The 18,575-nt window shown below is 56.8% G+C and carries 18 protein-coding genes; 9 read left to right on the forward strand and 9 right to left on the reverse strand.

Features of this window, described 5'->3' with window-relative positions:
* The first annotated feature begins 51 nt into the window (after positions 1–51).
* The 3 genes from CBM2588_RS26830 (at position 52) to CBM2588_RS26840 (ending at position 3,087) form a co-directional block, all read left to right on the forward strand.
* Positions 52–1,119, forward strand: a complete 1,068-nt coding sequence (locus CBM2588_RS26830; RefSeq protein ID WP_306437254.1) for a helix-turn-helix transcriptional regulator — start codon at positions 52–54, stop codon at positions 1,117–1,119.
* Positions 1,120–1,176: 57 nt separating this feature from the next.
* The gene (locus CBM2588_RS26835; protein WP_115683294.1) at positions 1,177–2,004 is read left to right on the forward strand and encodes an SIR2 family NAD-dependent protein deacylase; all 828 of its coding nucleotides are present in this window, start codon (positions 1,177–1,179) and stop codon (positions 2,002–2,004) included.
* A gap of 123 nt (positions 2,005–2,127) precedes the next feature.
* Positions 2,128–3,087, forward strand: a complete 960-nt coding sequence (locus tag CBM2588_RS26840; protein WP_115683295.1) for a hypothetical protein — start codon at positions 2,128–2,130, stop codon at positions 3,085–3,087.
* A 288-nt stretch (positions 3,088–3,375) separates the two neighbouring features.
* Here CBM2588_RS26840 and CBM2588_RS26845 read toward each other — a convergent pair whose 3' ends face one another.
* From CBM2588_RS26845 to CBM2588_RS26855, 3 genes are all read right to left on the reverse strand, one after another.
* Positions 3,376–4,086 carry a hypothetical protein gene (locus CBM2588_RS26845; RefSeq protein ID WP_115683297.1) on the reverse strand — a complete coding sequence of 237 codons (711 nt, stop codon included), beginning with the start codon at positions 4,084–4,086 and terminating at the stop codon, positions 3,376–3,378.
* A 641-nt stretch (positions 4,087–4,727) separates the two neighbouring features.
* Entirely contained in the window at positions 4,728–6,116 is a 1,389-nt protein-coding gene (locus tag CBM2588_RS26850) for a hypothetical protein (RefSeq protein WP_147298444.1), read from the reverse strand.
* Positions 6,113–7,825: a VPA1262 family N-terminal domain-containing protein gene (locus CBM2588_RS26855; RefSeq protein ID WP_115683299.1), complete on the reverse strand. Its 1,713-nt coding sequence runs from the start codon at positions 7,823–7,825 to the stop codon at positions 6,113–6,115. Before CBM2588_RS26855 ends, CBM2588_RS26850 begins: the two co-directional genes overlap by 4 nt.
* Before the next feature lie 326 nt (positions 7,826–8,151).
* On the opposite strand from CBM2588_RS26855, the gene CBM2588_RS26860 reads away from it, so the two are divergent.
* The 4 genes from CBM2588_RS26860 (at position 8,152) to CBM2588_RS26875 (ending at position 11,407) form a co-directional block, all read left to right on the forward strand.
* The gene (locus tag CBM2588_RS26860; RefSeq protein WP_147298445.1) at positions 8,152–8,784 is read left to right on the forward strand and encodes a hypothetical protein; all 633 of its coding nucleotides are present in this window, start codon (positions 8,152–8,154) and stop codon (positions 8,782–8,784) included.
* 22 nt (positions 8,785–8,806) lie between these two features.
* Positions 8,807–9,835 carry a helix-turn-helix domain-containing protein gene (locus CBM2588_RS26865; RefSeq protein WP_172583673.1) on the forward strand — a complete coding sequence of 343 codons (1,029 nt, stop codon included), beginning with the start codon at positions 8,807–8,809 and terminating at the stop codon, positions 9,833–9,835.
* A gap of 122 nt (positions 9,836–9,957) precedes the next feature.
* Complete coding sequence (locus CBM2588_RS26870; RefSeq protein ID WP_115683301.1) at positions 9,958–10,842, forward strand: SMODS domain-containing nucleotidyltransferase; 885 nt, start codon at positions 9,958–9,960, stop codon at positions 10,840–10,842.
* Entirely contained in the window at positions 10,820–11,407 is a 588-nt protein-coding gene (locus CBM2588_RS26875) for an SLATT domain-containing protein (protein WP_115683302.1), read from the forward strand. The genes CBM2588_RS26870 and CBM2588_RS26875 overlap by 23 nt, the downstream gene beginning before the upstream one ends.
* A 112-nt stretch (positions 11,408–11,519) precedes the next feature.
* On the opposite strand, the gene CBM2588_RS26880 is transcribed toward CBM2588_RS26875, so the two are convergent.
* Together CBM2588_RS26880 and CBM2588_RS26885 are read right to left on the reverse strand one after the other, a co-directional pair.
* Positions 11,520–11,942 carry an NUDIX domain-containing protein gene (locus CBM2588_RS26880; RefSeq protein WP_115683304.1) on the reverse strand — a complete coding sequence of 141 codons (423 nt, stop codon included), beginning with the start codon at positions 11,940–11,942 and terminating at the stop codon, positions 11,520–11,522.
* Positions 11,943–12,137: 195 nt separating this feature from the next.
* Complete coding sequence (locus CBM2588_RS26885) at positions 12,138–12,455, reverse strand: H-NS histone family protein (protein WP_115683305.1); 318 nt, start codon at positions 12,453–12,455, stop codon at positions 12,138–12,140.
* Between the two features lie 106 nt (positions 12,456–12,561).
* Here CBM2588_RS26885 and CBM2588_RS26890 point away from each other — a divergent pair, with 106 nt between their 5' ends.
* Together CBM2588_RS26890 and CBM2588_RS26895 are read left to right on the forward strand one after the other, a co-directional pair.
* Positions 12,562–13,359, forward strand: a complete 798-nt coding sequence (locus tag CBM2588_RS26890; protein ID WP_197717975.1) for a GIY-YIG nuclease family protein — start codon at positions 12,562–12,564, stop codon at positions 13,357–13,359.
* Between the two features lie 141 nt (positions 13,360–13,500).
* Positions 13,501–14,475, forward strand: coding sequence for a hypothetical protein (locus tag CBM2588_RS26895; RefSeq protein ID WP_147298446.1), 975 nt, complete (start codon positions 13,501–13,503; stop codon positions 14,473–14,475).
* Positions 14,476–15,378: 903 nt separating this feature from the next.
* On the opposite strand, the gene CBM2588_RS26900 is transcribed toward CBM2588_RS26895, so the two are convergent.
* The 4 genes from CBM2588_RS26900 to CBM2588_RS26915 form a co-directional block, all read right to left on the reverse strand.
* On the reverse strand, positions 15,379–15,708 hold the full coding sequence (locus CBM2588_RS26900; RefSeq protein ID WP_115683309.1) for a hypothetical protein: 330 nt from the start codon (positions 15,706–15,708) through the stop codon (positions 15,379–15,381).
* A complete protein-coding gene (locus CBM2588_RS26905) occupies positions 15,701–16,021 on the reverse strand; it encodes a DUF2623 family protein (RefSeq protein WP_115683310.1) in 321 nt (106 codons plus the stop codon). Before CBM2588_RS26905 ends, CBM2588_RS26900 begins: the two co-directional genes overlap by 8 nt.
* Positions 16,018–17,157, reverse strand: coding sequence for a hypothetical protein (locus CBM2588_RS26910; RefSeq protein ID WP_115683311.1), 1,140 nt, complete (start codon positions 17,155–17,157; stop codon positions 16,018–16,020). The genes CBM2588_RS26905 and CBM2588_RS26910 overlap by 4 nt, the downstream gene beginning before the upstream one ends.
* 509 nt (positions 17,158–17,666) lie before the next feature.
* Positions 17,667–18,182, reverse strand: coding sequence for a restriction endonuclease (locus CBM2588_RS26915; protein WP_231942289.1), 516 nt, complete (start codon positions 18,180–18,182; stop codon positions 17,667–17,669).
* Positions 18,183–18,575 lie beyond the last annotated feature (393 nt).

The following is an 18,575-nucleotide window of genomic DNA, read 5'->3' on the forward strand; positions in this document are numbered from 1 at the left end:
AATCATCGCTACCGGGACACAGCACGAATCCCTCCTCGACAAACGCCCAGAATGATGACTTCCAGCCTTGATGAAGCGATTCTTCGCATCCTGCCGACAGACAGGGACCTGGAATCGTGGATGTCGACGTCCCAAGTTCTTCAGTTGCTGAAAGACCGGGGGCATCGCGTCGACTATCCGAAGCAACTTCTGCGACGCCTCTCCATGCTGGAGCGGGACCTGCTTGTCCTGTCGACCGTGTCCGGTCGGCACCGGCTCTGGCAACGCAAATCCTGGCTGCGCGGCGCCAGCCAAGTGGCGAGCTTGATGAGCGCTTCCGAGGCAGTGGCATTTCACGCGCTCAGGCGTTTTGTGGGAGACAAGCTGCCGGCGGCGGTGACCAGGGACATCGAGCCGCTATTCAAGGCAGCCGACACGCGACTTTCGCAGGACCGCGAGGACAGTCGACTGTATCGTGCGTGGGTCAACAAGATTGACTCGGTGGAGCCCACGTACATGCTGAGTCGCCCCTCTATCAATCCCGAGGTCTTTCAGACGGTGGTGACGGCGACATTCTTTGAGCGCGAACTGCTTGTCCGGTATCGCCCAGCCTACAGAGAGACCAGGGCGGACGACGTCAAGCCGAAGCGGCTTTGGCCGCTTGCGCTGGTCGAGTCAGCCGGGCTCATGTACATGGTTGCCCAGAGCCCGGAACACCCGCCACGACCCGACGAGGGTAAGCCCCATTGGCTTCGGATTTTGTATCGAATGGACCGAATCACCTCGGCGGTCGATTCCGGGAACGCGTTCGCGTACCCGCGCGATTTCCGGCTGCAGGACACGATTGAGAATGAACAGGTCTTCGACTTTCTGCCTGAATCGCCAGTTGTACTAGAACTTGCGCTGGAACCGGCGGAGGCTCGCCGACTGACGGAGCGTCACATGGTGCAAGACCAAACGCTTGAACCGCTACCCGACGGCCGCGTGAAGGTGACCGGGACGGTAGTTCCCAGCGTAAAGCTGCGAAGGTGGCTGCGCTCGCTCGGCGCCGCGGTGGAAATCTTGGCGCCACCCTCGCTTCGGGACGAGTTCGCGCGCGATGCGACCACCTTAGCGATGCGCTATGGCGCGGCGGGCTGAATCGTAAAAAGGGTGTTGCCGCTCGGCATAGCTCAAACAGGACAATCGAGGTATCAGGTGGAAAGCGACGAAGCAATCAGACAGGCGGCCGACTGGATTCGGGATGCGGACGGGCTACTTATCACTGCCGGTGCGGGCATGGGTGTGGATTCCGGCCTGCCGGACTTTCGTGGGCTGCAGGGCTTCTGGCGGGCCTACCCAGCGCTACGTCTTCATGGGCTGTCGTTCGAGGACATCGCCAATCCCGCTGGATTTGCGAGCAATCCTCGGTTGAGCTGGGGGTTTTACGGCCACCGGCTGGCGCTCTACCGCGCAACGGCACCTCACGCGGACTTCAACACTCTGCTCACCTGGGCGTCGACGATGAAACACGGCGCCTTCGTGTTCACGAGTAACGTCGACGGTCAGTTCCAGAAGGCAGGGTTTCCGGCCGCGCGCGTGGTCGAGTGCCACGGGACGATTCACTTGCTCCAGTGTATTGAGGCCTGCACCGACCAGGCCTGGCCGGCGGATGGTTTCAATCCGCTTGTCGATAACTCGACCTGCCTGCTCGAGAACGAAATGCCACGGTGCCCACACTGCGGCGGGCTCGCGCGGCCGAACATCCTTATGTTCGGGGACTGGATGTGGGTGACCGGGTATGCCGACCGGCAGGAGCGGAAGCTTACCGCATGGCTCGATTCAGTCGAGCGCCTGGTAGTGGTCGAACTTGGGGCCGGCAGAGCACTACCGACCGTTCGACGGTTCAGCGAACGCCAAGGATGCCGAGTCATACGCATCAACCCGCGCGATTACTTGATTTCTGCTGACGTGGGAGTGGGAATCGCGAGCGGCGCACTGAAGGCGCTGCAACGGCTCGACAACGAACTCTACGAGAGCACATAAGTCCCGCGTACTAAAGAAGCTCAAGAATTGGTCGTTAGGTGACGTCGACCTGCTTTCTGTCAATCGCAAAGTCATCACCAGTTTCCACGTCCGCCAACCAACCATCGGAGATATTGAGTGCCCATGAACCACGCAACCTATATTGATGCGCAACATGTGAAAGGCTTCATCGCCTATCTCGCACGTGTCATCAGCGGAGCCACGCCACTCGACTTCACTGTTGGATTCTCGCGCAACAAGCTTCCCGTCGGCTATGAGCAAGAGTTCTCTGGCTATGTTGACGTCAGGAAGGGAGGTGGCCCTGTCTATGTGGTGTTTGCGCAGACCTTGGAAGACCTTTTCCGGATGTATTGGTGGGACAGGAAGGACTATGACGAGAACAAGCTGGCGCTCGACCAAGTTAGCGCGGCAATCAAAGCCGCCGTTGACGGCGAGAACTGTGCGGAACATCAGAAGCTCGCACATGACGCTTGCCATGAGGTGATGAAGTGGGGGTTCGGGGTAGACCGCCGCCCGTACACGGCCAACATGAACTGGGCGAAGGGTCTGAAAAAGAATCTCGCGTCCGTGTTACGCACCGGGCGGGAGTCTCTTTCTGGGAAGCATCCGAATATTGCAGCTTTCGGGATGGACCCTAAAAGTAACCCCAAGATGAACGCGGGTTGGACCAAATATTACGCGCTGGCCCTACCCAATCACATTATTTATGACGGAAGGGTCGGCGCAGCGCTCGGGTTCCTCGTACGACGGTATCTGGGAAGCCTGCCGCGGCATGAACAGCCAGCGAGCGTGCCCAGCGAACTCAGGTTCCTCTGGGCCGATGCTGAAGGTGGTGGCAAATTGCACGACCCGTCTTCTGGTCAATACAAGTTCAGTAAACTGTACGGTGGACCTTACGGGTCCAGGGCATGGGCACGTGTCAACGTGCAGGCCAACTGGATACTCTCGGAAGCTATGAATGCTGCGAAGGCTGACTGGTGCTCTGGCCTGGACGGCCTTCGCAAACTGGAAGCCGCGCTTTTCATGCTCGGCTACGACCTGAGCCGTGCCGACGAACGCAATCCGATGGCCGAGGCAGCATAGTTGCTACGGGCGCCATGCCCAGGGGTAGCGCATAAGCATTGCCCGTGGCTAATGGAACGCCACTGAGCGCCGTTCCATCAGCCACAGTGTGCTCACTGCAAGTACATAAAGCCAACCCCAGTGCCGTCTAGTGTCACCGCTTGGGATTGCTAGGGCCGACCCTAGAGCGGAGACAGAGCTACGGCTCGCATGTCCCCACATCACCCGGCTTGCCCGCTCCCGTCGAGTCCGCCTGTGCTCCTCAAACTCGCAGGCGTGCTGACTTTGGTCCAGCGGAGCACTATTCGTTCAGTTATCCTTTCGAGCGTAGCGCCCCTTAAGCTCTTCCGCGCTAATGGTAGTCCAGCCATCGGCATTGACCTCTGTGTCGAGTAGCGTGTCAACGAACTCAGCAGTCTGCTCCGGGTCTCCGCCAAACGACAGTTCCCAGAGGGCTCCGTGGATTACCTGAGCAAGTGATGGCGCGAATACCACAGAGGTTATGGTGCCCATCTGACCATCCTCATTGACACTCTCTTCTTCCGAAAAGATAACCTTGCCATTGAAACGCAGCGGCAAATTCAGTAGCTCGTTCAATGGGCAGTACATGATGGACCACCGGATTCTGGTCCCTGCCTTGTACTGCATGCCGCCGACGAGTTCCACATCCTGCCGTAGCACATAGCCCACACCGACAATCGAAAGACGCGGACATACCGAAAGCTCGCCAGCTTGCGTGTTCCTTTCCCAATCAGGCGTTAGCTCAAGATACTCGATTTCATCAGCATCGTACCCGCCAGTGTAAGCAACAGCTCCCGGCTTCTTTGACTCTGCCAGGTATTCAGTCGCGTAAGTCCGCGCAAACACCTGCAGCAATGCTGGATTGCACTCGAGGAGCGAAAAGATGTCCCGAAGGTAGATTTCGCCTTCAAACCGAACCGCATCCATAAGATATGCGGCGGCGTCTGCCGTCACATCGGAGCCGACAAATTCTTCGCCCCCCCGCTTCGTTAGCGTCACTCCAGGTCAAAAATTCCAGGCGACCACCGGCTTTAAGGACAAGTCCTCTCATCTGGTTCTTCCGAGTGTATTCAGTTGAGTCGATGCACATTCTAACCAGGTCCTCCTCGCCGAAGGCGAGCCAAGTACGACGGTCTGGCTAGCAGCCACCATAGTTCTTACGGCCGCTCGCTGTAATTGTGTACGTACCTCCACGAGGTCCCGTGTAGCACGTTTGCCCGGACCCCGTCGTGCGAGACGCAGCCAAGGTAGCATTGCAGATTGGCCAACTCTTCTGGCTGAATTGAAATGATGGCCTGTCATTTAATCGCCCCCCTTCGCGTGCCAGAAGGAGAGCGTCTATTCATGAAAGAGAAAATCGAATCAGGACTCACTCCGCAAAGGCATTTTGGATGACTTCTTCGAAGTCCCCAGTCTCCATTTGTAACATGTGGTCTACCCCAGCGTCCGTAGCCTCACGAGCCAGCATCGAGAGAAGCTGAGCCGAAATGTCAGCCTGGCGGTCGCGGGCACGACCGCCCAAACAGCCGCAATGATGCCAAACATGGTCATCAAGGAGCTTGTATCTATCACGTGATGGCCTCCAGTTATGCTGGGTAGTGGAGCTATGGCGGGGCCAGGGCTTCTGAAGTCCGCTCTATTTAGTACTGCGAATCGTAGTATCGGTAACGCACCTGACTATAAGTGTCCGACGGCATTGGTAGCGGAGGAAGAAGCTCGCTCGCTCCTTTTGACAGCTCTCTGCCGTGCCTTACTAGACGAAGTCGAGAGAGCAGCCGATTTCGCTCGGTGACCAGGTCCGTAAAGGAAGCGAACCACTGTCTTTCGATACCCTCGACTGCCGTTGCGAGCGCTGCCTCTTCGGCAGCAAGAGCTCCAGCCGCCATTTGCGAATAGTACCTGGTGACCGGGTAATCGAACGCACAAACTGCAGGAGCAAACAGATGGCTATACTCCTCGCCTCGCCCATAGTCCCATTCGTTCCAGCGGTCAAAAAACATGGCCCACAGTTTATTCGCTTTGATGGCAGCCACCTCATTGGAAAAAGTCGCCATTACCTCAGCTACTGCCCTCGCACTTCGTTTCATGCCGCGTAGGTGCACAGCATCAACGACTGCCTGCCAGTGAGGCTCATCAAGCCTTGCCAACACCAAAGGCAGGACTTGGTTCAGCAGCGACTTTTCGTCTGGCGACGCAAAAAGTTCTTTCATCCAAGCAGACCAGTCCTTTGTCTGCGCCACTTGGGCCAAGAGGCGCTCTAGAACTGGTCGCAACTCGTTCGAGTCTCGACCTCCCCGGTATTCGCCCTCTAGTTGGTCGACAGCTATAAACTTGAACGTCAGAAGAGAAGTTCGGAGCGCCAAATCGGCCGTATCCTCCCTCAAGACAAGCCGAACAAACAGAGAAAAGAAGACATCGTCTTTTTTACTCAATACCAGCGCAAGCTTATCCGGGTCAAGCTTCCACAGCAGAATGATTGCTGCCCATCCTCCCGGCGGCGGCTCGGGCATAAGATGCGAAGCAATTTGGTGGAGACGCTTGTAGCTTCCTTTCAATGCTTCAGTTTTCAGTTCCTCTCGTACATTTGGGAGATGTCGGTCAAGGCCACGCATCGGACCAACGTCCAAGCCATCTAAAAGCGCAGCCAGCCCGTCTTCCAGGGCGGAATTCGCAAACGAAGACGCAACACTTTTCAGGCCCGTGGAGCGCATATCGAGAGCGTTGACCGCAGTCAGCAGAACATTCAGTTCCGAGAGGGAGCCTGCATAATGACGCTTCCAACTTCCCAAAGCCCTTAGGAGCCCACGAATGGCTTCCTCAAGTTGGAGGTTCGCAGAAGCAATGTTCTGAGGCTCGCCAAGACATTCGTCCGCGACTGCCCATCCGAGGGCCTCCAGCTCAGCGGACGAAATCACTACCGCACCTTCGGAAAGGCGAGCCAACATCTGCGCAACTGCGCCTGGGAGCCGCGAGGGCCCATCTTCATTGCCACGAAGGAAAACCTGCGAGCGGTCTTCGTCGGTGCTCATGCTGTCTTCCACACAAGATGCGAGGGTGCGTCGAGCGCTTCCCACAACTCTAAGAACGCCTCTCGGATTAGTTCTCCGTCCGACACCTTTTGCAAGATATGGTGCTGCTGCCCCAGGCTGTTGATTGAAGTTCCGAGGGACCAGGCGATGGCCCCACCTTCGGCGCCGGGAAATATTAAGAACCTGTCGTGGAATGGCCAGCCAGCACTTCCTGACCGAACTCGAAACTCGAGATTCAGACCTTTACAGTTTCCTTTTGTCTGCTCTAACAAGCCCTCTTGACGCTCGCGCCACGAGACCGGAGGCACTGCAGGCTTAGCGGTGGAACGCGAGCCTACCAAGCGCATAAACATCGCTAGACACCGGCGCGAGATACTTGGCGGGTTGGTCGCTGGTGCGTTGCGCGAAGTTACATCGCGGTGCATAGAGCCGGCGCTTAGTGCTCGTAGCTCCGCTTCCGGCCACTGGCAGAAGAATAGCGTATTCAGTACATCTTTCGCGTCTAGGTATGGGTCCCAAATCCATACCCCGCCTTTGCCGTGTCTGTTAATCAACCAGTGGACATCTTCAAGAGCCGAGTTCTTTTCGCCAGCGGCTGCTCCGCGATACTGTATGAACTCCTTACGGCTCTGCAAGCTATGTAAGCTCTCTCGAAATAAGCGCCTCGAACGCCAGGGCTCTCGGACGTTCGGATGCACCTTCTGTGTAGTCTGTGGGACGGGCTTTGGTTGCAACAGTATGGAGACGCGCTCTTGGGAACGCCCGGATGCATCGAGCCTGTAAAACTCGCGCTCGACGCTCTCTGCGAGGCCGTGGCTTGTCACAGTAACGCTACCACCGAAGTACGCTGTTTCGGCCGAAGCGCCTACGACGATTTTATTGTCGTCATCCCATGCAACATAGCGTGCTCCCATTCTCTTCGAGTGAATTGGCACGAGAGCTGCGACATCAGGGCTCGTTGGTGCTGAGGAATAGTCTTCTACCGTGGCATCCTCATATATTTCCCACGAAATTCTCAAAGGACGTCCAGAGTGAGATGGATGCCATATGTGTTCCAACGGAAGTTTTCCATTTTCCGGAGCACCAAATTTCGTGACCATTGCGGTCACGGGGAACTGAATAAGTATGTTTCCCAATCGGTCGGAGAGCCCGTCAATTCCCATGGGCACACAAGGACGGATGACTTCCGCAAGCGCCTTGAGGAGTTCCGGTCTATCGAACAAAAAGCGCAACGTCTCCTTGCTTCTGTCAAACAATTCCAGAACGTGCGAACCGTTAAAGAAGTTGTTTTTAAGAACGCCGTTCCACGGATGAGGCTGAAACTCGTCTGAGGGAACGAACTGGGGTGCAACTGGCGTCAGTTTTGCGACTTGCAGCGGGTGCGAGCCAATCTTCCATTCGCCGGTCTCGGCCAAGTGCTGCAGCGCCTCGATTAATCGTGCAGGGGCTATCCGCGACCTAGACACACCGAACTTCCAATCTGTCGACGGCAACACGAGGGGCTTCTTGTTGAGGAACAATGGTTTGCTTGAGGTTGCCTCGTCCAACGAACCAGGCTCCGCGACAAGCAAACTCAACACGTTTGTCGGCTGACCACCTGGCTGAAATCCGAGGATTTCCGTCACTTCGATGGTTTGGTAATTGCCAATCAGCCCCGGCGTAAGCAGTTGCTGCAGGTGGTCGACAGTCTCCTTGACTCCCCAACTCATTACCCTCTCCGCTTTCCTTAGCTAGGTGTTGAGTGCTGCCGCGATGGTTGCTGATGGCCCCAGACCGAGCACTACTAAAAGACTGCAAATCATAGTGCCTTTTAAGTAACGTGGGAGGGAAAGAGCTACTTCAAGGATGGCTAGCCTAGGCTTCCCTTGCCCTTCAGCGCCTATACTGTATATTCATACAGCATCCTAGGCAATGCGACACCATCTGGGAACCCGTGATGTGACACAATAGCTACATCGGAATAATTTCGGAATATTTTTACGTCATTTTTGTAGTTCGTGCTATGCTTCGTCCACGCCACTTCTGGGTGTTGCCCATGCCGACTATCGACGAACAAGAAGCACGAGCCCTTGTAGCACCACATCTGGTCAAGTTTGACAGCATCTATCGTCGAGCTTGGGAGTCTTGGCTGAAGAATCCAGTCGCGGCGCGCATGCAAGACAAACGGGTGCGCGCGAACGTCATATGGAACGACGCTGTCGCCGAGGCGAAGGTGATGTTTGATGGCGATGGCGAAGTGCGGTTCGATGAAAAGGGCCAGTGGAAAGGCCTCCTGGTTGGCAATCGATTGTTTGTGCGTCTCAAGAAGGGAACAGCCGCCCTCCTGTCGCGCAACGTCAAAACGAAAGCTAACGAAGCCTTCCATGACCAAAATCGTGACCTCTTTGGAGGCATCGCACGGTGCGAACTGCTGTACGTGCTATCAGAAGATGAAACGGAGCTGGAGCGAGTAGTTGTCGTCCAGCGACACAAGAAGGCGGTTGTATGGTCCATCGATGCTCTGGGAGACTTCGACGATGGACAGATGATTATTCCGTTTGCACCGGTTCCCCCGGGCAGCGGTGGTGGCGGGTCTGTCGCGGACCGCGTAGTTAAGCCAAAGAAAAATGGGGAAAACGAAAATGGAACACGTCGGGACGCAGCCGCTGGCGGAGGCCTTTCGACCTGACTTAGTCAATCTCCGGCGACGCATGCTGGACCTGAGTCAGGCGGAACTGGCAGAACGAGCAGGCATAGCTCAAGGAACCCTTTCAAAGATTGAACAAGGCCTGCGGCCTGTAACGGAGGATGTGCTTCAGCGTTTGGCTGAGGCCCTCAATTGCCTACCTTCCTTCTTTTGCCGGAAGGACCGGCTCTACGGCGCTCCGCTTAGTACGCATCCTCTGTTTAGAAAGAAGGCATCGGTAGGTCGTGGCCCGATTGAAAAGCTAGTAGCGGAACTGAACGTTCGGATGGGGCACATTCGAACTCTGTTGAACAGCGTCGATTTGGACGCCGAACTCCCTTTCCCGGAGTATGACGTTGAAGAGGTCGGCAGTGCTCAGGATGTAGCCAAACGGGTTCGACGCGCCTGGTACATGCCGTCTGGACCGGTGCCGGACCTCACGGAGTATGCTGAGCGCGCCGGCGTCATTGTTGTCTATTGCACTATGCCGGATGCCGGCATTGACGGGGTAAGTTATCGAGTCGCTGGACTACCACCTCTTGTCTTCCTCAACGAAGCCCGACCCGCGGACCGCCTGCGCTTTTCCCTTGCGCATGAAATTGGCCATCTGGTTATGCATCGTTATCCCACCGGAAACATGGAAGACGAGGCGGACGAATTCGCGTCTGAATTGTTGATGCCGGCCGAAGACATCGGCCCTCACCTCACAGGACTGACGCTCGACCGTGCGATGTACATGAAGCCGACTTGGAAGGTTTCCATGGCGGCGCTCATAGTTCGTGCAACGACGCTCGGCAGAATTGATGCCGGTAAAGCCCAGTGGCTTTGGCGACAAATGTCCGCGAGAGGATTCCGCACACAAGAGCCGTCTGCGGTCGATTTCCCTGTCGAGCGCTCCTCTGTCATGGGTGCACTGCTAAGCAACCTCACGGACAATCTCGGGTACACCGATGATGACCTTGAGCAGACCTTGGATTTACATCTCGACGAACTTGCTCTGATGTATGGCCTGAAACCCAAGCAAGCGCTGAGGCTCATCGCGGCGAGGCCCTAGCTTGCATGGAGGGCGCTCCCCACACCCGCATGCGCCCTAAATTTTAGTCGGGTGTGGGCTTTCCCTGGCGGTTGCTTTGAGAACAAGAAGTTACCGGCAATCGTTGCCAAAAGGACGAGAAAATGGGCGAGGGGGATTGGTTCTCGCAGTTCTGCACAGGGCTGCGAATATCTCGGGAGAAACGCGGAAACATCGCCTACCGAGCAGCTCGGATTGTGAATCAGCTTGAGACCGATTTCCGCTCACTCGTGACTGGCAGTTCGGCCAACAGGTTCTACGTTGGGTCGTATGGTCGGAATACTGCAATTCCCTCCGTGAGCGACGTTGACCTGCTGTACGAATTGCCGGCCCACATCTACACCCGCTTCAACAACTACGCCGGCAATGGCCAGTCGGCACTACTGGCAGCGGTAAAAAACTCCATCCGCAAGACTTACAAAGTGTCTGACATGGCTGGAGACGGCCAGGTCGTCGTGATTTCATTCACAGATGGGGTCCGATTCGAGATTCTGCCTGCCTTCCTAAACACCGCTGGCGGCTACACGTTCGCCGACGCCAATGGCGGGGGCTCATGGAAGTCCTGCAAACCTAAGCAGGAAATGTCGGCCTTCGGCCAGCGCAACGCCGAATGCAATGGCAATCTGGTCGAGCTTTGTCGCATGGCACGAGCATGGCGGGACCACAACAATGTCGACATGAGTGGCATGCTCATCGACACCCTAGCCTACCAATTCATCGCGGGCTGGCAGTACCGACAAGCCTCCTATGTCTACTTCGACTATTTGACTAGGGACTTCTTTCACTTCCTGGCAAACATCCCGACGACCCAGTTGTATTGGCAAGCACCTGGTAGCGGCTCATTTGTGTTCCGAGGCCTGCCCTTCCAGTCGAAGGCACGTTCGGCTGAACTCCGCGCGTTGGAAGCCATTAGGTACCAGCTAGACAGCTACAATTGGTCCGCACGCCAAAAATATAGGGAGATTTATGGAAACGCCTTCCCGGCCTGAACAGCACACGGCACCTCGCGAGGGCGCCGACACTCTCGATGGTCAATTGCGCGAGATGTATGGGCGTGCCGCATACACACATAAGACCCATGAAAAAATGGCTGACCAGTGTACTCGCAAGTACGGCATCCTGAAGGTGTTTGAGATTGCCCTTTCAGCGGCTACCACGACGGCCTTGCTCCTCGCGTTGTTTGGTGACTCGAAGGCCGGAACCATTGTCGGCGCCCTCTGCTCGACAGTGATGCTGGGGATAACGCTCTATTTCAAGGAAGCGAACTTGATTGAGCGCGCCCGGAGGCATTCGGACGCGGCGGTAGCGCTTTGGAGTATTCGCGAGCGTTTACTCTCCTTGTTAGTCGACCTAAAAGATGGACGAGGTGCCAGCGAAATCCGCGCGGTCCGTGACGACATCAACGATGAGTTGAGCCGAATCTATAGTGAAGCCCCCCGCACCAGCAGCAAGGCATATGAAGCGGCCCAAAATGCCTTAAAAAACAGTGAGGAGCTCTACTTTTCCGATGAAGAGCTCGACAAGATGTTGCCGCAACAATTGCGTAAACGCTGAGCCGATAGCGCTCGTGGCTTACACGGCCATCCACGGCCAGGTTTGCTATCCACTTTGAGGTCATGCCCGGCAGGAACTGAGGCATCTTGTTTGGCCGCCATGGGAACGCTGGTCACCCAGTCTTTATAACAACGGTCTGCACCCAGCCCAGCATCGGCCAAAAACGCGGAGGCAGAAGCTCTTGGGCTTTATCAAGGGGCACCCACCGAAACTCGTGATGTTCCGGCCGACCAAGCTCGGCATTGACCGGCAGACTCACCTCACCCTGCCTCGACAGCGCAAGATATAGGCGCACGACCTTTCCCTTCGAGTACGGCTCGGTCTCCCGATAGTCTTCGCCCCATGGCAATTCCAGCTCAGACAGCCCCGTTTCCTCCATGGTCTCGCGCAGTGCCGTCTGCAACAGTTCTTCGCCAGGCTCGGGCTGCCCTTTCGGGAAGTCCCAGTTCCGATACGCGCGCAGAACGAGACAGCGCCACAGGCCGTCAAATTGACGCATCACAACCAGACCAGCCGAACGTTTGATTGCCGCCATATTCGGTCGCTTTGCACACTTTCGCTAGAAGTCAGAACTGCAAGCAATGGCGGCGAGCGCCGCCGTAATGTGCCTGACCTCGGGAGCCTCAGCAATAACCGGCAAGATTCTGCCCACTCTCACCAAATGGCCGCTTTACGGGCAAAGTGTTGCCTGTAAATGCAGCCGGGTCACGTAGGAGAGAGTCCGGCTTGTTTACGCTTCTTCTGCGATGAGGAAGAGCTCCGGTCGTTTGCCGAGCCATGCGGGTGCGCGGCCACGGCCTGACCAGGTCTTGCCGGTCTTGGGGTCAAGATACTTCAGAGGCAACGGTTCCCTGGCTGCCTTGGCCACGCCGCTTCCAGCAGGCCGGCCGCGGCGCCGCTTGCCTTCAATGTCCTCCGCGGTCAACCCGAACTCGGCCATCAGGGACCGGATTTTCTCGATAGCGCCTGCGACCTCAGTTGAGCGCACTTCAGCGAGCTGCGCCTCCAGGGCTTCCGTCTGTGCCATCAATTGCTTGTAAGTTGCCATGCCTTCTCCTGTGGATTGTTTCAATACTCATGAAACTCCGCACAGTTCATTGAAAGTCGTAGTCGGGATACACTCGGCCATCTATACGCTTACGACCCTTGCATAGATGAATAGACTCTTGGAAATCGGATTTCAAGTTGCTGGACACTGGCTACTGGAAATTGGCCGACTGCGGATAGCCATTCGACAGCACGGCACTCAGCGCAACGTGCTTTACGCATTCGTTTGCGATGGTGAGGTCAAGTACGTCGGAAAGTCGACACAGATGCTTCGAGAGCGAATGGCCGGGTACGTTTCCGGAGGACCGTCGGCAAGGACAAACTTTCGAGTTCGACAGCTCATTCACGACCTCGTGGCCGCCGGCTCCGCAGTCGAAGTCTACGCACTTCCTGACAATGGCCTGATGCATTATGGCCCCTTCCACCTGAATCTAGCTGCCGGCCTCGAAGATAGCATCATCCGGACGTTGAACCCGGAGTGGAACGTGACCATGGGGCGTCGCAAAAGGGAGAGCATTCAGGACGACCACGAACCGCTGGAAGCGAGCGAACGTGTAGCCGCGGAAGGCAACGCGGTGAGATTTGCGCCAGCCGAAATACTGGAGCCTGTACAAGGCACTTTCGAGTTCAAGCTTCAACCCACCTATTGGAGGACAGGCTTCTTCAACGGTGGTATCGCATCGTCTCCGCTGCTGGGGGCTGATGGCGACACGGTGGAGCTCTATTATGGGGAAGAGCAGCAGCCCATGTTGGGTACGATTAATCGCAGCGCCAACTCCAATGGTTCTCCCCGCATCTTCGGCGGACCGGCGCTCCGTCAGCGCTTTCAGGCGCTGCCCGAAATGACCCCGATGGTCGTAGAGGTGCTATCTCCTACGTCGATTCGACTCAAGGCTCGCGCCTGAGCTACCCCGGCTGCGAAACAGCAGACTGCGACTATGGTCAAGCATCCCGATTCCAAAGAGGTTACCTTTCTCTACCCCTTCGACGGCCGCCCCAAGGCGCTACCACTCGTTTGACTTTTCACCTTGTCCCCTGAGGTCTATATGAAGCTGACCGACCTCAGCCCCCAGGCAGCATTCAAGTCCCAAGGTCTCGAACCTCTATTTCGCCGCTTAAAGCGTCTCGGAGATAAGGGAGCTTCAGAAGAGGCCATGCGAAAGGTTCTGGAAGAGCTCCTCCCTCACCTCGACGATAACCCAGTGGCTTTGGAGATGAAGAGTCCACTCAATGGGGATAAGGAAGCCCTCAGGCGCGTGGAAGATACGACGAGGTTCGAGTTCATGTTCGCTGGGCTCGGCGTCGAGCGGCAGGATTACAACCTGCATCGCTGGTTCATGTTGCTGTCGGAAAGAGTCGGGTTCGCTGCGGCGCTGGACCTAAAGAAGGGAGACGGAGTCAGTGCTGGCCGGCGTATCGCCGAGCATCCTATTCTGGTGAACCTTCTGTGGCCGGAGGCCCGGGAGCGATTCGAACGGGGAACCTCGGAACAGCAGCTCGCACCACTGTTGGTCTCGCTCGCAATGCAATGCACTCTGGCTGCAATCGCGGCGTGGGACCGGCATCTCGGTCGGCGCGAGGGTACAGACCGTTCGTTTTTTCAACCTATCATTCCGTCCATAAAGCAGCCAGGAAGAAATCCGTCGAGTCTGTTCTTTGACGAGTTGCAGCGACGCTTGGGCGCCAAGTCAATCGGCGCGCTGCTTGCATCCCGGGAGGGAAGCCAGTCTAAGGTCCAGCAATGGACACTCGACCGGTGGAGCGCCGGTATAAGTAAGCCTGACTTTGAATCCGTCCAGGACCTCTTGCAAGCGTACGGGAAGAATCATCCGAAGGAAGTCCTATTCTCGCAGTTCTGGTGTACCCGGTATCTGCACTTACTGGGACACATTGGGCAGTACGTGTCAAAGATGGCCCGGCGTCTGCCCGCCAGTGCGAGCGAGGTAGTTTGGCCGTGGCCGAAGTACCCGTTCGGCTACCCGAGCTTCGAGGCCTGGACAGCCGAACGGTATCCAAAGTAGATGGCAATCATCGAAGCTCACGCGGATGAGCTTCCGGCACTTGCCCTCCAGCCACAGAGGACAGCCGCCGAGCCGTAGGCACTACTTGTTCTTCGGCTTATCCCACGGTGCTTGCCCGAAGGCATGCCCGGATTCTTGCTCGGGTAGTTCGGGTTCGTGGGCTCGGCTTGGAAGGCTCGCTATCAAGCGCGCTTCAGGGGCACCAAATTCCGTAGGGTCGCAGTGACAAATCAAGCTTTCACGCGTGCGGCGGTGACACAGGCTGAGGCGAACCAGGTCGAGCTTGTGACTAGGTCACGTCTCGAAGAGCTTATAGGTGCTCACCCGGTTTCTAATCATGAGTTTGATGAAGTCTGGCACGAGCTCACTCAGTTCTCGACTGACGTGGTCTAGTCGTACACGGTCTCAGCGGCGCTACGGTCGGCAGCTGTTGCTCAACCCAGTGCCTTCTGGCGGGCAGGAGCATCTGTGGGACGCCTCTCTGGGAATACATATAGTGAAAGTTCAGCGAGTCATTGAGGACCGCGCGGGACGCGTCAGTCCATTTTCTGGGTGCAATTGTGCTGGACCAGAGCCGGACGTATGTTGGTCGCGTCGAACGCCGGAGGTAGCATTATTCAGGCGCAGGGGGATGCAGGACGCTAGATTGCAGAAGTCGACTCAGACGATGCGTTCCATCTACTGAGCAACTCAACGTCCGGCAAGCGTAGTGGTGGCAGAAGAATGCGCCTTGGAAGAGTAAGGGGACGGCAAGAGTGCCATCCCCGGGGGGGCAACGCCGGACGGCGCTGGGTTAGCAATGGCCGTAGCTTCTGACGTCCGCTGCTCTTACAAGAGTCTTCGAGCTAATCATTGGACACAACGCTGTGGGGAGCCCATGGATTCTTGCTACCGCGCGTCATCCTACTCGTCGTGACGCACGGGCGAACCTATGAAGCAAAGTTCGTTCAGCACGAGCGATACGGCAATTTCCGGATGGTAGTTTTCAATGAGCACTTCATTGAGTGTCACCCAGTAGCCAAATGCAGTAGCACGCCAGATGGCCTTGAATTTGTGGCCGAACGCTTCACAGTGCGCGACGAAGGTTCCGTGTTCCTGGTAGTACTGGTCGTCTTGGTCGAGCGTGGCGCTTTCTTCAAGGCCAAATTCATCTATTGTTAGGATGATGGTCTCTTCATCGCCAGTTGCTGCTTCGACGATGAGAATTTCAGCATGGCCAGATAGTTCAGCCATTTTTTGCTCCTTCAGTTATCTTTTCGTACGAGCTCCGGACTTTCTCTTTTTGCTCCAGAGAGAACTCCAGTTCCACTAGCAGGAGGTCGAGCGGAAGAGAGTAGCGTGCGCCAAGCTCGCCTGCCATGGCTGCACCTGCCATGCGACTTGCACGCTGACCGGACTCAACGATGCTGCGACCTACGACAAATCCGAGCACATAGTGTTGTTTGTAGCGAGACATGTCAAAAGCGTCGGGCGCCTCGTCGGCGTCGAGCCCAGCCTGGAAGCCAACCTCAAAAAGCGTTGTCGCCATATTGGTTCGCTGGGTCATGATTGCCCTCCCTCATCGCTAGTACCCTTGCCGGGGACCTTTGCCTCAGGGCGAGTCACAACTGGGGCGGGCTCGCCGGTAAGCGCTCGCCGGGCCTCTGCAAGAGCAGCATCGAGCTCGCGTGCGGCGGTGGGATGCTCGACGACCATCTGGCGGTAACGTCGCGCTTTTTCCTTGTCGGGCGCGACTTTATCGGAGTAGAACTTGTCCGGGTCATCGTCGAGAACGTCCGCAGGGTTAGAGTAGTAGTGATACAGGTAAAGGGCAGCCTTCCAATGGCCATGGTCGGCGGAGCGTTCCAAAATACGAATGACTTTGCTGACCTGTTCGGGCGAGGCTTTTACACTGGCCGAGGTCGCTGCGGCGGCGTCCCCCAGTTCTGCATATATCAATCTCGCCTCAGGGTCGTCGTCAAAATCTTCTTCGCTCGCCTCCATGACGAGCTCCCATGCCTGCTGATGATTCTTGCGGCTCCAGCCCACACTCAGATGCCGGGCGAGGCGCGCCTTCGCGTAAGGGTTAAAAAGCGAAACCGCACGAAGAATACGAAAGCCAATCTCGGCCTTCTCGTCTTCCTTAGAGCGAACTACGATGTTGTTCGCGACCAACCCGGCCATCAGGCGGATGCGTTCGGCAAATCCCTCGCGGGCCCAATGAATATTCTCAATGATGAGGCGCAGGTCTTCATCGTTTGGAAGGCCGGAACTCATTTGGCACAAGCCGAGCAACGTCTCGCAGTACCGCTCCTGGCCTGTGCCACCTTTCTCTCTTGCCGAGAAGTACCGTTCGACATCGAGGTCAGGGTGGCGTGCCGACGGCTGCCAATCACGAACGAAACGCGCTACGAGTTCTGTGCTGGCATCGACACCGTGCTTTGCCAAGAACTGCTGCGCCCTGGTGGTTTGCAGTGAGCGAGTCACGACGAAGAGCTTCTCGTCGTCCTCGTCGAGTTTTGAGGGCGCCTTAACGTCCGTCCAGGACGCTTTCATCTCGCGCCACGATTCGAACCCGCACAGTACAAAGGCGGTGAAATCCTTCGGCGGAATTGAGTTGCCCGTGTTGGGGAAATGCTTGGCGAGAAGTTCTTCACAGCGCTTGGCAGCGCGTGTGGGAACCCTGGAATCTTGAAAGTACATTGTCTCGACCTCATACGGACGTCAACAGTTACGGTCCAACGCTTATGCGCGGGGACCGGAGGAACCAAGGTCAAAAATGCTTGACCCGACTCGCTCGGTTAGCTGTTGCGTTGCCCGTAGGGCCGAATGGGACGCGAGGCGTTGGAACTCCCTACTACCTTCCACGCCACCCAAAGCGGACCGAACAATTCGACAGGGGTCAAAGTCGAACGCTTCCGAGGGCTCGGTCCTGAGCGAAAATATACGGGACAGGCGCCCGACACGTCAATACTTCCGTCTGCCGACCCCGCCAGGGCGTCGGGGGAAATCAATCTGGACGACTCTTGATGAGTCCGCGGCTCAGGATGCAGAAGCCTGATTGCTGGCGAGGGAATACGGGGGGCTCCCGGCGAGCCATGGCCAGCATCTCGCTGTCTGGCAAAGGTTGAATGACGCCTGAGTGAAACCTGTTGTAAGGCGGACCCACGAGTCTCCTTATCTAGCGGGAGACGGGTTTTGGCGAAACCACGCTAGTGCTTCTGGCGTCGGCGTGAGGGAAAGTTGCGGCACCGGAATCCACCGGCAACCCAATAGGAGCAAACCATGCCGCACATAGCACCAGCAGTTACCTCTTTGATGGCGTCCCATCCAACCTCGGCCGATTTCGAGCTCTTGCACTGGAGCAGCTCTCCTTCTCGGCCCTTCAGAGCAACCACGTCGATTCCTCCATCCCCACCCCTCTTGGGCGTCACGGTGGCCTGGAATCCTTGCTTGTTCCACAAGAGGCAGCAGAAAACCTCAAATGCTTCACCATCCATGCGGTCGAAATCATCCATTGTGAGGTACCGCTTCGGGATGGCCTCGCCAGCACCACCTTCCTCAACGAGCTCCTTGAATCTTGCGTCATTACCGGCGCCATTCAGCATAGCCGTCAACCCTCCATCATCGAGGGCTGCTCCCGCCAGACCTGCTTTGTGCTTGAGAAGCTCGTCCAATCTGACCTCAAAGGTGTTGAAGTCGTCGGCAACTACGGTCGGGCAATACACGAAGCCATCCCGCTCCTGCCCAATGCGAAACGCCCAGTCGGTCGCTTGAGCCTCCTTGGAAGGGTGTGTATTTCCACGGACAGCTCATGATGCATGTCAGCGGCTACCGGCCTGTGTTGAGTGGCTGAAGGCAGCGTTGTAGGCCGCATAGAACGCCGCACGAGCTGGCTCTTTGGGGTAAAGACAACTGCTGTTGAACCACTCCTGACAGCCGTAGACCTTCTCATCAATTTCGCGAGTGTGGTGGGCTCCGATGAGCCCCCGCCAGATCCCATATGCCTTTTGAGGGACCGCGAGCCGCTTTTTCAAATGCGGCGACCCAATCAGGCGCCCCGAAATGGACGCCCGTTGGTGGAGTGCGGGTACGAACAAGCCAGACTTTGAATCCATCCA

It is taken from the genome of Cupriavidus taiwanensis (assembly GCF_900250075.1).
In the GTDB taxonomy this organism is placed as follows: domain Bacteria; phylum Pseudomonadota; class Gammaproteobacteria; order Burkholderiales; family Burkholderiaceae; genus Cupriavidus; species Cupriavidus taiwanensis_C.